Origin of the sequence: Stenotrophomonas sp. AG209 (genome assembly GCF_003550055.1) — a bacterium.
Taxonomy (GTDB): Bacteria; Pseudomonadota; Gammaproteobacteria; order Xanthomonadales; family Xanthomonadaceae; genus Stenotrophomonas.
Genome location: NZ_QXDB01000001.1, coordinates 924392 through 937398 on the forward strand (window position 1 = coordinate 924392; position 13007 = coordinate 937398).

13 protein-coding genes are annotated in these 13007 nt (G+C 66.1%); 8 read left to right on the forward strand and 5 right to left on the reverse strand.

The genetic code is table 11. The features are described from left to right. The first annotated feature begins 66 nt into the window (after positions 1 to 66). The 4 genes from DFO63_RS04305 to DFO63_RS04320 all read left to right on the forward strand — a co-directional run bounded on the left by DFO63_RS04305 (position 67) and on the right by DFO63_RS04320 (position 6116). Entirely contained in the window at positions 67 to 996 is a 930-nt protein-coding gene (locus tag DFO63_RS04305) for a metalloregulator ArsR/SmtB family transcription factor (protein WP_014037755.1), read from the forward strand. Between the two features lie 13 nt (positions 997 to 1009). Then, positions 1010 to 2101: a homocysteine S-methyltransferase family protein gene (locus DFO63_RS04310; RefSeq protein WP_049443192.1), complete on the forward strand. Its 1092-nt coding sequence runs from the start codon at positions 1010 to 1012 to the stop codon at positions 2099 to 2101. Between the two features lie 57 nt (positions 2102 to 2158). Further along, positions 2159 to 4843: a methionine synthase gene (gene metH / locus DFO63_RS04315; RefSeq protein ID WP_119006501.1), complete on the forward strand. Its 2685-nt coding sequence runs from the start codon at positions 2159 to 2161 to the stop codon at positions 4841 to 4843. 85 nt (positions 4844 to 4928) lie between these two features. Then, positions 4929 to 6116 carry an MFS transporter gene (locus tag DFO63_RS04320; RefSeq protein WP_049443190.1) on the forward strand — a complete coding sequence of 396 codons (1188 nt, stop codon included), beginning with the start codon at positions 4929 to 4931 and terminating at the stop codon, positions 6114 to 6116. 48 nt (positions 6117 to 6164) lie between these two features. On the opposite strand, the gene DFO63_RS04325 is transcribed toward DFO63_RS04320, so the two are convergent. From DFO63_RS04325 to DFO63_RS04345, 5 genes are all read right to left on the reverse strand, one after another. Continuing rightward, positions 6165 to 6845 (reverse strand): DUF2058 family protein, encoded by a 681-nt coding sequence (locus DFO63_RS04325; RefSeq protein ID WP_119006502.1) that lies wholly within the window; start codon positions 6843 to 6845, stop codon positions 6165 to 6167. Between the two features lie 10 nt (positions 6846 to 6855). Continuing rightward, positions 6856 to 7098 carry a SlyX family protein gene (locus DFO63_RS04330; RefSeq protein ID WP_005410256.1) on the reverse strand — a complete coding sequence of 81 codons (243 nt, stop codon included), beginning with the start codon at positions 7096 to 7098 and terminating at the stop codon, positions 6856 to 6858. After that, entirely contained in the window at positions 7091 to 8440 is a 1350-nt protein-coding gene (locus DFO63_RS04335; RefSeq protein WP_049443188.1) for a UDP-glucose/GDP-mannose dehydrogenase family protein, read from the reverse strand. The genes DFO63_RS04330 and DFO63_RS04335 overlap by 8 nt, the downstream gene beginning before the upstream one ends. A gap of 23 nt (positions 8441 to 8463) precedes the next feature. Continuing rightward, entirely contained in the window at positions 8464 to 9441 is a 978-nt protein-coding gene (locus DFO63_RS04340; RefSeq protein WP_014037761.1) for an FKBP-type peptidyl-prolyl cis-trans isomerase, read from the reverse strand. 102 nt (positions 9442 to 9543) lie between these two features. Next, positions 9544 to 10131 (reverse strand): glutathione peroxidase, encoded by a 588-nt coding sequence (locus tag DFO63_RS04345; protein ID WP_119006984.1) that lies wholly within the window; start codon positions 10129 to 10131, stop codon positions 9544 to 9546. Between the two features lie 366 nt (positions 10132 to 10497). Here DFO63_RS04345 and DFO63_RS04350 point away from each other — a divergent pair, with 366 nt between their 5' ends. The 4 genes from DFO63_RS04350 to DFO63_RS04365 are packed head-to-tail and all read left to right on the forward strand — an operon-like array spanning position 10498 to position 12996. Then, positions 10498 to 10734, forward strand: a complete 237-nt coding sequence (locus tag DFO63_RS04350; RefSeq protein ID WP_080347456.1) for a hypothetical protein — start codon at positions 10498 to 10500, stop codon at positions 10732 to 10734. Between the two features lie 2 nt (positions 10735 to 10736). Further along, complete coding sequence (locus DFO63_RS04355) at positions 10737 to 11096, forward strand: GntR family transcriptional regulator (RefSeq protein ID WP_005410261.1); 360 nt, start codon at positions 10737 to 10739, stop codon at positions 11094 to 11096. Continuing rightward, positions 11096 to 11971: an ABC transporter ATP-binding protein gene (locus DFO63_RS04360; RefSeq protein ID WP_014037764.1), complete on the forward strand. Its 876-nt coding sequence runs from the start codon at positions 11096 to 11098 to the stop codon at positions 11969 to 11971. The genes DFO63_RS04355 and DFO63_RS04360 overlap by 1 nt, the downstream gene beginning before the upstream one ends. After that, positions 11968 to 12996 carry an ABC-2 transporter permease gene (locus DFO63_RS04365; protein WP_119006503.1) on the forward strand — a complete coding sequence of 343 codons (1029 nt, stop codon included), beginning with the start codon at positions 11968 to 11970 and terminating at the stop codon, positions 12994 to 12996. Before DFO63_RS04360 ends, DFO63_RS04365 begins: the two co-directional genes overlap by 4 nt. Positions 12997 to 13007: the final 11 nt, after the last annotated feature.

Genomic DNA, 13007 nt, shown 5'->3' on the forward strand with positions numbered 1-13007 from the left:
CTGGCGACTTGACCGCGGCAGGCCTTCTCGGCGAATATATCTCTATATCGCGATAGGTAGATATTTATGGATCTGGAAGACTGGTCGACCCGCCTGAAGGTGTTCGCCGATGCCACCCGCGTGCGCCTGCTGGCGCTGCTGGAGCAGGAGGAACTGACCGTGGCCGAACTGTCGGCGATCACCCGGCTGGCGCAGCCGCGCGTGTCCACCCACTTGGCGCGCCTGAAGGAAGCCGGCCTGGTCCGCGACCGCCGTGCCGGCGTGTCGGCCTACTACCGCTTCGACGAGGCCCAGCTGGACCCGGCGCAGCGTGCATTGTGGCATGCCTTGAGCAACGGAAGCGACGACCCGTTGCTGCGGCAGGATGCCGAGCGGGTGGCTGCGGTACTGGCCCACCGCGCCTCGGACCAGAACTGGGCCGACAGCGTGGCCGGCGACATGGAACGCCACTACTCTCCGGGCCGTACCTGGGAGGCGCTGGCGCGCACCGCGTTGCCGTTGCTGGAGACCGGCGACGTGCTGGACATCGCCTCCGGTGACGGCGTGCTGGCCGAACTGGTCGCCCCCCACGCCAAGCGCTACATCTGCATCGATACCAGTGCGCGCGTAGTCGCCGCTGCCAGCGAGCGCCTGCGCCGGCTGCCCAATGTGGAGGTGCGCGAGGGCGACATGCATGCCCTGCCGTTCAAGGACGGCAGCTTCGACCTGGTGGTGCTGATGCACGCGCTGACCTACGCCAGCAAACCGGCGCAGGCGGTGACCGAAGCCGCGCGCGTGCTGCGCCCGGGCGGCCGCCTGCTGCTGTGCAGCCTGGCCCGCCACGAGCACAAGGCGGCGGTGGAGGCCTACGGCCACGTCAACCTCGGCTTCAGCGACAAGGAGCTGCGCAAGTTCGTCGACAAGGCCGGCCTGCAGGTGTCCAGCCTGGAGACGGTCACCCGCGAGAAGCGTCCGCCGCACTTCGAAGTGATTTCGCTGATCGCCAACAAGCCCTGAGCCCGAGACCGCCATGCCCGCCCTGCCCTGGTTGCATCCTGATCGTGCCAATGCCCTGCTCGACGCCCTGCGCGAGCGGATCCTGATCATCGACGGTGCGATGGGCACCATGATCCAGCGCCATGGCCTGCAGGAAGACGACTACCGCGGCGAGCGTTTCGCCGGTGGCTATGACCATGCGCACGGCCCCGGCTGCGACCACGGCGCGCCGGAAGGCCATGACCTGAAGGGCAACAACGATCTGCTGCTGTTGACCCGGCCGCAGGTCATCGCCGACATCCATACCGCCTACCTGGATGCCGGCGCGGATCTGGTCGAGACCAACACCTTCAACGCCACGTCGGTCAGCCAGGCCGACTACCACCTCGAACACCTGGTATACGAGCTGAACAAAGCCGGGGCCGCGGTCGCACGCACCTGCTGCGATGCCGTGGCCGCGACCACGCCGGGCAAACCGCGCTTCGTGATCGGGGTGATCGGCCCTACCAGCCGCACCGCCTCGATCAGCCCCGACGTCAATGATCCCGGCTTCCGCAACACCAGCTTCGACGAGCTTCGCGACACCTATCGCGAAGCCATCGAGGGCCTGATCGACGGCGGCGCCGACACCCTCATGGTCGAAACCATCTTCGATACCCTCAACGCGAAAGCCGCGCTGTATGCACTGGAGGAGGCCTTCGACGCCCGTGGCGCACGCCTGCCGGTGATGATCTCCGGCACCATCACCGATGCCTCCGGGCGCACGCTGTCCGGACAGACCGCCGAGGCCTTCCATGCGTCACTGGCGCATGCGCGCCCGCTGTCGATCGGCTTGAACTGCGCGTTGGGCGCCGATGCGATGCGCCCGCACGTGGAAACCCTCTCACAGGTCGCCGACTGCTACGTCAGTGCGCATCCCAACGCAGGCCTGCCCAATGCCTTCGGCGAGTACGACGAGACGCCCGAGGACATGGCCGGCACCCTGCGTGGTTTCGCCGAGGATGGCCTGTTGAACCTGGTCGGCGGCTGCTGCGGCTCCACACCCGACCACATCCGTGCGATCGCCCAGGCCGTGGCCGGGCTGCCGCCGCGCGCCCTGCCCGGTGTCCAGGAGCAGGCCGCATGAATGTCGCCGCCACCGTTCCGCACTTCCCGCCCTATTGCTGTTGAGCCGACGCCTGCCATGACGCCTGTCCGCCCTACCCGCCTGTCCGGCCTGGAACCCCTGGTCATCACTCCGGACCTGCTGTTCATCAACGTCGGCGAACGCACCAACGTCACTGGCAGCGCGCAGTTCCGCAAGCTCATCAAGGAAGGCCGCTACGAAGAAGCGGTGGACGTGGCCCGCCAGCAGGTCGCCAGCGGCGCGCAGATCCTCGACGTCAACATGGACGAGGGCCTGATCGATTCGGAAGCGGCGATGACCCGCTACCTCAACCTGATCATGTCCGAGCCGGATATCGCCCGCATCCCGGTCATGGTCGACTCCTCCAAGTGGAGCGTGATCGAAGCCGGCCTGAAGTGCCTGCAGGGCAAGAGCGTGGTCAATTCGATCTCGCTGAAGGAAGGCGAGGCGCTGTTCCGCGAGCACGCGCGCAAGGTGCTGCGCTACGGTGCCGCCGCGGTGGTGATGGCGTTCGACGAAAGCGGGCAGGCCGATACCTGTGCGCGCAAGGTCGAGATCTGCACCCGCGCCTACCGCATCCTGGTCGACGAGATCGGCTTCCCGCCGCAGGACATCATCTTCGACCCGAACATCTTCGCCGTCGCCACCGGCATCGAAGAGCACGACAACTATGCGGTGGACTTCATCGAAGCCACCCGCATCATCAAGCAGACGCTGCCGCACTGCCACGTCTCCGGCGGCGTCTCCAACGTCTCGTTCTCGTTCCGCGGCAACGAAACGGTGCGCCAGGCCATCCACTCGGTGTTCCTGTACCACGCCATCGCCGCCGGCATGGACATGGGCATCGTCAACGCCGGCGCCATGCCGATCTACGACGAGCTGGAGCCGGAGCTGCGCGAGCGCGTCGAGGACGTGATCCTCAACCGCCGCAGCGATGCCACCGAGCGACTGCTGGAAATCGCCGAGCGCTACAAGGGCAAGAAGGGCGCGGCGAAGACCGAAGACCTCGCCTGGCGCGAGAAGCCGGTCGCGCAGCGCCTGGCACATGCGCTGGTGCACGGCCTGGATGCCTATGTCGAGGAAGACACCGAGCTGGCCCGGCAGGCCTCCAGCCGCCCGCTGGACGTGATCGAGGGCCCGTTGATGGACGGCATGAACATCGTGGGCGACCTGTTCGGTGCCGGCAAGATGTTCCTGCCGCAGGTGGTGAAATCCGCGCGCGTGATGAAGAAGGCCGTGGCCTACCTCCTGCCGTACATCGAGGCGGAGAAAGCGCGCAGCGGTGACACCGCCAAGAGCAACGGCAAGATCATCATGGCCACGGTGAAGGGCGATGTGCATGACATCGGCAAGAACATCGTCGGCGTGGTCCTGGCCTGCAACAACTTCGAAGTGGTCGACCTCGGCGTGATGGTGCCGGCACAGAAGATCCTCGATGCCGCTCGCGAGCACAACGCCGATCTGATCGGCCTGTCCGGACTGATCACCCCGTCGCTGGAGGAGATGAGCCACGTCGCCCGCGAGATGGAGCGCCAGGGCTTCGACCTGCCGCTGCTGATCGGCGGCGCCACCACCTCGCGCGCGCACACTGCGCTGAAGATCGACCCCCACTACAAGGCACCCACGGTGTGGGTGAAGGATGCCTCGCGCGCGGTGGGCGTGGCGCAGTCGCTGATCTCGCGCGACCTGCGCGAGGCCTTCGTCGCCGCCAACGAAGCCGACTATGCCGAAATCCGCGCACGCCACCGCAACCGCGGCGACGCCAAGCGCCTGGTCACGCTGGAACATGCGCGCGGGCAGAAATTCCAGGGCGGCTGGGACAGCTACACGCCACCGGCACCGGACCAGCCCGGCCTGCACGTATTCGACGACTACCCGCTGGCCGAACTGGTCGACTACATCGACTGGACGCCGTTCTTCCAGGCCTGGGAGCTGGCCGGCAAGTTCCCGGCCATCCTCACCGACGAGATCGTCGGCACCCAGGCCAGCGAACTGTACGAGGACGCCCGCGCGATGCTCGAGCGCATCGTCGATGAGAAATGGCTGACCGCCAAGGCCGTGTTCGGCCTGTGGCCGGCCAACAGCATCGGCGACGACGTGCGCGTACAGCACCCGCAGGGCGAAACCACCCTGCACTTCCTGCGCCAGCAGGTGGACAAGCCGGCCGAGCGCCCGGATTTCTGCCTGGCCGATTTCATCGCGCCCGCCGACAGTGGCAAGCAGGACTGGATCGGCGCGTTCGCGGTCACTGCCGGTATCGGCATCGACGCGCACGTCGCGCGCTTCGAGGCCGAGCATGACGACTACAACGCGATCCTGCTGAAGGCCCTCGCCGACCGCTTCGCCGAGGCACTGGCCGAGCGCCTGCATCAGCGCGTGCGTACCGAGTTCTGGGGCCATGAGCGCGCCGAGACGCTGGACAACGAAGCCCTGATCGACGAGCAGTACCGTGGCATCCGCCCCGCGCCGGGCTATCCCGCCTGCCCGGAGCACAGCGAAAAACGCCGCCTGTTCGACCTGCTGCAGGCCGAAGCGAACGCCTGCATGGAACTGACCGAGAGCTTCGCGATGCTGCCCACGGCGGCCGTTTCGGGCTACTACTTCAGCCATCCGCAGAGCCAGTACTTCGTGGTCGGCCGCCTCAGCCGCGAACAGGTCAGCGACTACGCCCGCCGCAAGGGCGTGGACCGTGCCCAGGCCGAACGCTGGCTGGCCTCCAACCTCGACTACGACCCCGAATGACATGAAAACGGGACGGAGGGGATCAAGTCGTTTGTGCACAGACGACTTGATCCCCTCCGTCCCCTTTTTGCCTCATCATTCCGCGATGACCGTTCCCGTTGCCCGCCTTTCCAGCTTCTACCTGTTCTACTACGCGGCGCTGGGCGCGTTCACTCCGTACTGGAGCCTGTTCCTGACCGCGCGCGGCATGAGCGTGACCGCCATCAGCGTAATGATGGGCCTGTGGTACGCCACCCGGGTGATCGCGCCCAGCACCTGGACTTCGCTGGCGGCCGCATCAGCGCGACCGATCCGCTTGCTGCGCGTCGGCTGTGTGCTGACCCTGCTCAGCTTCGCCGCATTCCTGCTGCCACTGCCACAGCCGTGGATGTACCCGGCGATGGTGGTGTTCTGCTTCTTCTACAACGCTGTGATGCCGCAGTTCGAGTCGATCACACTCACCCACCTCGGCAGTGACAGCCATCGCTACGGGTTGATCCGGGTCTGGGGCTCGCTCGGCTTCATCGCCGTCGTGACCCTGTTCGGCTGGCTGATCGAAGGTGACGGCACGGCCAGCCGCGCCGGGCTGCTGCCGTGGATGATGCTGCCCCTGTTCGCGCTGCTGGTCGCCTCGGCCTTCAGCAACCACTACGCGCGCGGTATCGGCAAGACTGACGGCGACGCCAGCGGCTTCTGGCAGATCGTGCGCCGACCGCCGGTGCTGGCGTTCTTCCTGGCGGCCTTCATGGAGCAGCTGTCTTTCGGCCCGTACTACACGTTCTTCTCGGTCTACATGGACCATCATGGCTACCGCACCTCCACCCTGGGCCTGTTGTGGACCATCGGCGTGGTCTTCGAAGTAGGCGTGTTCTTCACCATCGGTCGCTTCTTCCGCCGCTATGACGCCAGCTGGATGCTGCTGATCGCGCTGGTCAGTTCCTGCCTGCGCTGGGCCGTGACCGCACTGTTCCCGGAAAACCTGCCGGTGATGCTGCTGGCGCAGACAGCGCACGCGCTGGGCTTTGCGGCGTTCTTCGCTGCAGCGATGCAGATGCTGGCGACCTACTTCCCCGGTCGCCTCAATGGGCATGGCCAGGGGCTGCTGTACGGATTCTCGTCCGGCGTCGGTGGCGTGCTGGGTGCGCTCATCGCCGGCCAGCTTTGGAAAATAGACGACGGTCGCACCGCATTCCTGGCCGGCAGTGGCTTCGCTCTGGTCGGTGCACTGCTGTGCTTCTTCGCGCTGAGCCTGCCGCTGATCCGCGCGCGCCGCAGCGCCGCGCACACCCCATAACGAAAACGCCGGAAAATGCCCGGCGTTTCGATCATCCTGCAGGCCCGTTTACCAGACCAGGTCGTCCGGCACCTGGTATTGCGGGTCTGCGTACGGATCTTCCTCGGCCGGCGCATCCGGATCGACCTTCAGTGCCACCGACGCGGCGAACACCGCTTCGGACTGCGCCAGCACCTCGGCGGTCACCAGCAGGTAGCGGCCATTGAGCTGGACCACACCCAGCTCGCCGGCGTTGAGCGCGGTCAGCTGTTCGGCGGTCACGTAGATGCGCTTGATCTTGCCGCCGTACGGGAAGTGGCGGGCAATGTCCGCCGATTCGGCATTCAGGCCCTTGTCCTTCAGCAGTTCTTCCAGCTTGGCCTTGGCCTCGCGGCGCACACGCGCTTCTTCCTGCTTCAGGCGCTCGGCCTCGATGCGCTCTTCCTTTTCCCGTTGCGCGCGGATGGCATAGGCCTTGGCCAGGTCCATCTCTTCGGCGCTGCGCGGCTTGCGCGGGCCCTGCTGGCCCGGGCCACGCGACTGGCCGGGCTTGCCCGGGCCGCCGTGGCCATGCCCACGACGCTCGCCGGGCTTGTGCTCGCCCTTGCCAGCGCCCTGCGGCTTTCCATTGCCGTTGCCACCCTTGCCCTGCGGGCGGCCATCACGGCGGGGGCCATCATTCTTGCGCTCGGGCTTGGGCGCAGGCTTGAAGCCCAGGCCCATCAGCTGGTCGCGGAGGGTATCGCTCATAGGATTCGGATCAGTAGTGCGGCGGCGGCGGTTCGCTCGCCGGATCGGAAGAATTCAGCGCGTTGCGGACCTTGCCCAGGTCTTCCAGCAGCACGCGCAGCACGTCGGCGTTGCGCATGCCCTGCATGCGGGCATCGGCCAGCGCATCGCTCAGTTCGGCCAGCGCCTGTTCCTGGAAGGACACGCGCATTTCCAGTTCGACCAGGCGCGCTTCCAGCGCCTGCTCGCGTTCGGTTGGCAGCAGATCAGACATGCAGCGAGCGCCCCCGGCCAATGCCATAATACGCCAGGCCCGCTGCTTCCACATCCGCCGGCTCGTACAGGTTGCGGCCGTCGAACACCACCGCGTCCTTCAGCTGCTCGCGCAGCTTCTGGAAATCGGGACTGCGGAACTGCTTCCACTCGGTCACCACGACCAGTGCATCGGCGCCCTGCAGCGCCTCGTTGGCATTGCTGCAGAACACCAGGTCATCGCGTTCGCCGAAGATGCGCTGCGACTCGTGCATCGCCTCCGGATCGTAGGCACGCACCGTCGCACCACCTTCCCACAGCTGCGCCAGCAGGCGACGGCTGGAGGCTTCGCGCATGTCGTCGGTGTTTGGCTTGAACGCCAGGCCCCACACGGCAAAGGTCTTGCCACGCACGCCTTCGTCCTCGCCCTTGTCGTAATGACGCTGGATCAAGGCGAACAGATGGCCCTTCTGCGCATCGTTGACCGCTTCCACCGCGTTCAGCAGTTTCGGCTCCAGGCCGGCCTGCTGCGCGGTGCGGGCCAGCGCCTGCACATCCTTGGGGAAGCACGAGCCGCCGTAGCCGGCACCCGGGTAGATGAAATGCCAGCCGATGCGCGGATCCGAGCCGATGCCCTGGCGGACCTGCTCGACATCGGCGCCGACACGCTCGGCGATGTTGGCGATTTCGTTCATGAACGAAATCTTGGTCGCCAGCATCGCGTTGGCGGCGTACTTGGTCAGTTCGGCCGAACGCACGTCCATTTCCACCACACGATCGTGGTTGCGGTTGAACGGTGCATACAGGCGCCGCATCACCGCCACCGACTCGGCACTGGTCGCACCGATGATGATTCGATCCGGGCGCATGCAGTCGGCAACGGCGTCGCCTTCCTTCAGGAATTCCGGGTTGGACACCACGTCGAAGGCGATGTCGGCGCCACGTGCCGCCAGCTCTGCGGCAATGGCGGCACGTACCTTGTCGGCGGTGCCCACCGGCACCGTCGACTTGTTGACCACCACGGTCGGCACGCTCATGTGCCGGCCGATGGTGCGGGCCACGGCCAGCACGTACTGCAGATCGGCGCTGCCATCCTCGTCCGGCGGCGTGCCGACGGCGATGAACACGACCTGGCCGTGGCCGATCGCGGCCGCGGCATCGGTGGTGAACGCCAGCCGCGACGCGGCGTGGTTGGCCTTCACCATCGGTTCCAGGCCCGGCTCATAGATCGGGATGATGCCCTGGTTGAGGCCATCGACCTTGGCCTGGTCGATATCGACGCAGACCACCTGGTGGCCGACGTCGGCCAGGCAGGTACCGGTCACCAGCCCTACATAACCGGTACCGAAAATCGCAACGCGCATGTCCGTGCAGGCTCCGTGGTCGCTTACGGCAGGACGCCCAGCAGCTCGACGTCGAACGTCAGAGTCGCGTTCGGGCCGATCGGGCCACCCGGGGTACCGTTCTCACCGTAGGCGAGCTCGCCCGGGATCCAGAAGCGGTACTTCGAACCGACCGGCATCAGCGCGACGCCTTCGGTCCAGCCCTTGATCACCTGGTCCAGGCCGAACTCGGCCGGCTGGCGACCGTAGGAGCTGTCGAACACGGTGCCGTTGAGCAGCTTGCCTTCGTAGTTCACGCGCACCTTGCTGCTCGGCAGCGGACGCTCGCCGCTACCCGGGCGGATGATCTGGTACTGCAGGCCCGACGGAGTGGTCACCACGCCCGGCTGGGTCTTGTTCTTGGCCAGGAACGCATTGCCTTCCTCGCGGTTGGTCTGCGCGGCGGCAGCTGCCTTGGCCTGCATTTCGGCCTGCTTGCTGCCCATGAAGGCCTGGATGGTGGCGGTCGCGTCAGCTTCCGTCATCTTCGGCTGCCCCTTGCTCAGGCCGGTGCTGATCGCGTCAAACAGCGAGGCGACGTCGATGTCGTCCTTCAGCTGTGCCAGCGACGGGCCGACCGAGTAGGAACCGATCATCTGCGACACTTTGACGCGATCGACCTTCGGCGGCTGCGAACCCGGCGCCATGCCCGGCACCTGCTGGCCGCTGCGGGCCATCACGACCTGGCGCAGCGCGGCATCGGTGGCCTTGGCCTGTTCCTGGGTGATCTGCGGCTGCAGGCCTTCGAACGAACGCTCCACGGCGGTGCGCAGCGCGGCCACATCGATCTCATCGGCGATCGGGGTGAACGACTTGGCGACATCCAGGCCGATGGCGTAGCCGAGCTTCTGCTTGGGGGAATTCAAGGTTGCGGTCTCCTTGGCGGCCGCGGGGGCAGCCGGTTGTTGCGACAGAGCGACACCCGAAGTGCCCATCGCCAGAATCAGAACCGACGCCGCGGCGCCGCGCATTCCCATCTTCATTCGCTGCATTCCTGGAAGTGTCTGGGCGCCGACGTCGGCGCGAAAAGAAACATTGTCGCACGCATGCCCGAGATGTCGAGGCATCCGTGCCGGATATCGATATCAATGCGTAGCGGCGGCGGCCAGCGCCTTGTCGATCGCCGCGGTCAGCTGTGGATCGTCCGGCGTCACCTTGCTGGCGAACTGGGCGATGACCTTGCCATCGCGGCCGACCAGGTACTTGTGGAAGTTCCAGCCCGGCGCCACGCCGGTGGCTGCGGTCAGCCGCTGGTACAGCGGCGTGGCCTCCGCACCGACGACGTGCACCTTCTCGAACATCGGGAACTTGACGCCATAGGTAAGCGTGCAGAAATCCTGGATCTGCTTCTCGTCACCCGGCTCCTGGCCCTTGAAATCGTTGGACGGGAAACCGAGCACGGCAAAGCCGCGGCCGGCATAGCGCTTCTGCAGCGCCTCCAGGCCTTCGTACTGAGGGGTATAGCCGCACTTGCTTGCGGTATTGACCACCAGCAGTACCTGCCCGTGGTAGCGCTGCTGCAGGTTGACCTGCTGCTTGCTGGCCAGCGGGCGGTACTCCAGGTCCAGCAGATCGGCCGCCAGCACATGGGCGGAACCGGTCAAGCCGGCCACCAGCAGGGTCAGCAGGGACAGGCCGCGCAGGCGGCGCGGGATAACGGTCGGCAGAGGCATCGAGAACAGTCCGCGGTAGCCATTCACAGGGCCGGCCGGTAGCGGCCGGGAATCGGCCGAACTATAGCACCGGGCTCCGTTCCCCCTTGTTGCGGCGAGCGCCACTGGCTTTGCGTGGCGTGGCCTTTCCCGGCAGGACCCACCAGCAACGGCGCAGGGATGACATAGCATGGACAACACTGAATGGAAGGCAGGGCTTGATCGGCCCGCACGACAATTTTATTTCCCTTTTCAATCAAAGAGATAAGGGGATATTTCAGCAACTTGACCACCCGTGCCATCAGTTGGGGACGGCAAGGGGTTGCACGTAGGCGTGCCGGTGTTATAGTTGCATACAACACCAGTCACCTGAGACAGGGGGAAGCCATGAACGCCCGGATCCGTCGCAACCTCACCGCACCCGCGGCCGCTGCAGTTTCGACCCTGATCGTGCTGGCCTGGCTGGCCATGCCAACCACCCCCGCCTCCGCCGACAGTGCGCAGGACGCGTCCGTTTCACCGGCCGGGAACGCCGATCCCTCCCCCCCTCCCCCGCGTCGGCTGCACAGCTCCCTGTCCATGCCGTATTTCTCGTTCGCACAGCCGCTGACCCCACGGAGCTGAATATGAGCGACATCCAGTGGAGCGACGGCGCTCCCATCTACCGTCAGTTGAAGGAGCGCGTGATCGCCATGATGCTCGACGGAATCCTCAAGCCGGGCGATGCCCTGCCTTCGGTGCGCCAGGTGGCCGCCGACTACCAGCTCAACCCCATCACCGTTTCGCGCGCTTACCAGGAACTGGCCGATGAAGGCCTGGTCGAGAAGCGCCGCGGCCTGGGCATGTTCATGACCGAGCAGGCGGCCACGCAGCTTCGCAGCAGCGAGCGCGAGCGCTTTCTCAACGAAGAATGGCCGGCGGTGCTGGAGCGTATCCAGCGCCTGGGCCTGAGCCTCGACGAATTGCTGCCCCAGGGGAAAGTCTGATGAATAGCACTGCAAGTGAACCGGTCATCACCGCCCGAGGCCTGCGCAAGGCCTACAAGACCACCGTTGCCCTCGACAATGCCAGCTTCAGCATTCCGAGCGGGCGCATCGTCGGCCTGATCGGGCCCAACGGCGCCGGCAAGACCACCGCGCTGAAGGCCATCCTCGGCCTGACTTCGGTGGAAGGTGAGCTGAGCGTGCTCGGCCGCGACCCGCGGCTGCACCGCGACGAGCTGATGAACGACATCTGCTTCATTGCCGACGTCGCCGTGCTGCCGCGCTGGCTGAAGGTCCGCGAGGCGATCGATTTCGTGGCCGGCGTGCACCCGCGCTTCGACCGCGCCCGCTGCGAGCGCTTCCTGGCCAACACCAAGCTGCAGCCGAAGCAGCGCGTGCGCGAACTGTCCAAGGGCATGATCGTGCAGCTGCACCTGGCGCTGGTGATGGCCATCGATGCCCGCATCCTGGTGCTGGACGAACCCACCCTGGGCCTGGACATCCTGTACCGCAAGGAGTTCTACCAGCGCCTGCTGGAAGACTATTTCGACGAACAGAAGACCATCATCGTCACCACCCACCAGGTGGAGGAGATCGAGCACATCCTCAGCGACGTCATGTTCATCCGTGATGGCCGCATCGTGCTCGATGCAGAAATGGACGATGTCGGCCAGCGCTACACCGAACTGCTGGTCAACGCCGACCAGCTGGAGACCGCGCGGGCGCTGAAGCCGATCGACGAGCGCAGCCTGACGTTCGGCAAGACCGTGATGCTGTTCGATGGCGTGCCGCGCACCCAGCTCTCCACCCTTGGCGAGACCCGCAGCCCGGGCCTGGCCGACCTGTTCGTCGCCATCATGAAGGGGACCTACGCATGAATGCCGTCAACCACCCCGTCAGCCCGATGGGCACCCTGCGCTGGCTGCTCAAGCGCGAGTACTGGGAGAACCGTGGCGGCTTCCTGTATGCGCCGCTGATCGCCGGTCTGATCTCGCTGGTGATGAGCACCGTCGGCATCGCCTTCGGTCTGTTTGCGCTGAACCGTGCAGCCCGCAACGGTGCACTGCATGTCGACGGCGAGAGCGTGAACATCAACGGCCTGGACCTGGCCCTGCTGACCCGCGACATCAGCGCCAAGGACCTGACCGACCTCGGCAACGGCCTCGACCTGACCCTGGTGCTCAGCTCGGCCTGGCCGTTCCTGGTGTTGGCCTTCGTGGTGTTCTTCTACTGCCTGGGCGCCTTGTACGACGACCGTCGCGACCGCAGCATCCTGTTCTGGAAGTCGCTGCCGCTGTCGGACACCCAGACCGTGCTGTCCAAGGTGATCAGCGCACTGGTCGTGGCCCCGCTGATCGCGGTGATCGCCGGCATCATCACCATGTTCGGCTTCATGCTGGTGATCAGCATCGTCGCGCTGATACACGGTGGCAGCCCGATGACCCTGATCTGGGGCCCGGCCAGCCCGCTGACCCTGGCCGCCGGTCACCTGGCCTGGATCCCGGTCTACGCCCTGTGGGCCCTGCCCACCGCCGGCTGGCTGCTGCTGTGCTCGGCCTGGGCCCGTACCAAGCCGTTCCTGTGGGCAGTGATGCTGCCGCTGTTCGCCGGCGTCATTGTCAGCACCACCAAGGTGATGCCGCTGATCGGCCTGACCACCGGCTGGTTCTGGCAGAACATCGTCGGCCGCCTGTTGCTGGGCGGCGTACCGGGCACCGACCTGGTGTATCGCCTCAGCGCCGAGGAAGGCACGCGTCGCGATCTTGAATCGGTGGTCAGCCTGATGTCGCCGGCCTCGCAGCTGAAATCGCTGGCGATGCCGGAGCTGTGGATCGGCGCCGCCGTCGGTGTCGTGTTCATCGTCCTTGCCATCCGCCTGCGCAAGCGCGCCGGCGAGATCTGATTCCATCCACC

Excerpts from the sequence above, each read along its gene's own strand:
- DFO63_RS04345 (WP_119006984.1), bottom strand. The coding sequence starts at position 10,131 with ATGCCTCTGCCGACCGTTATCCCGCGCCGCCTGCGCGGCCTGTCCCTG.
- DFO63_RS04340 (WP_014037761.1), bottom strand. The coding sequence starts at position 9,441 with ATGAAGATGGGAATGCGCGGCGCCGCGGCGTCGGTTCTGATTCTGGCG.
- DFO63_RS04355 (WP_005410261.1), top strand. The coding sequence starts at position 10,737 with ATGAGCGACATCCAGTGGAGCGACGGCGCTCCCATCTACCGTCAGTTG.
- DFO63_RS04350 (WP_080347456.1), top strand. The coding sequence starts at position 10,498 with ATGAACGCCCGGATCCGTCGCAACCTCACCGCACCCGCGGCCGCTGCA.
- DFO63_RS04360 (WP_014037764.1), top strand. The coding sequence starts at position 11,096 with ATGAATAGCACTGCAAGTGAACCGGTCATCACCGCCCGAGGCCTGCGC.
- DFO63_RS04330 (WP_005410256.1), bottom strand. The coding sequence starts at position 7,098 with ATGTCTGATCTGCTGCCAACCGAACGCGAGCAGGCGCTGGAAGCGCGC.
- DFO63_RS04310 (WP_049443192.1), top strand. The coding sequence starts at position 1,010 with ATGCCCGCCCTGCCCTGGTTGCATCCTGATCGTGCCAATGCCCTGCTC.
- DFO63_RS04325 (WP_119006502.1), bottom strand. The coding sequence starts at position 6,845 with ATGAGCGATACCCTCCGCGACCAGCTGATGGGCCTGGGCTTCAAGCCT.
- DFO63_RS04365 (WP_119006503.1), top strand. The coding sequence starts at position 11,968 with ATGAATGCCGTCAACCACCCCGTCAGCCCGATGGGCACCCTGCGCTGG.
- DFO63_RS04320 (WP_049443190.1), top strand. The coding sequence starts at position 4,929 with ATGACCGTTCCCGTTGCCCGCCTTTCCAGCTTCTACCTGTTCTACTAC.
- DFO63_RS04305 (WP_014037755.1), top strand. The coding sequence starts at position 67 with ATGGATCTGGAAGACTGGTCGACCCGCCTGAAGGTGTTCGCCGATGCC.
- metH (WP_119006501.1), top strand. The coding sequence starts at position 2,159 with ATGACGCCTGTCCGCCCTACCCGCCTGTCCGGCCTGGAACCCCTGGTC.
- DFO63_RS04335 (WP_049443188.1), bottom strand. The coding sequence starts at position 8,440 with ATGCGCGTTGCGATTTTCGGTACCGGTTATGTAGGGCTGGTGACCGGT.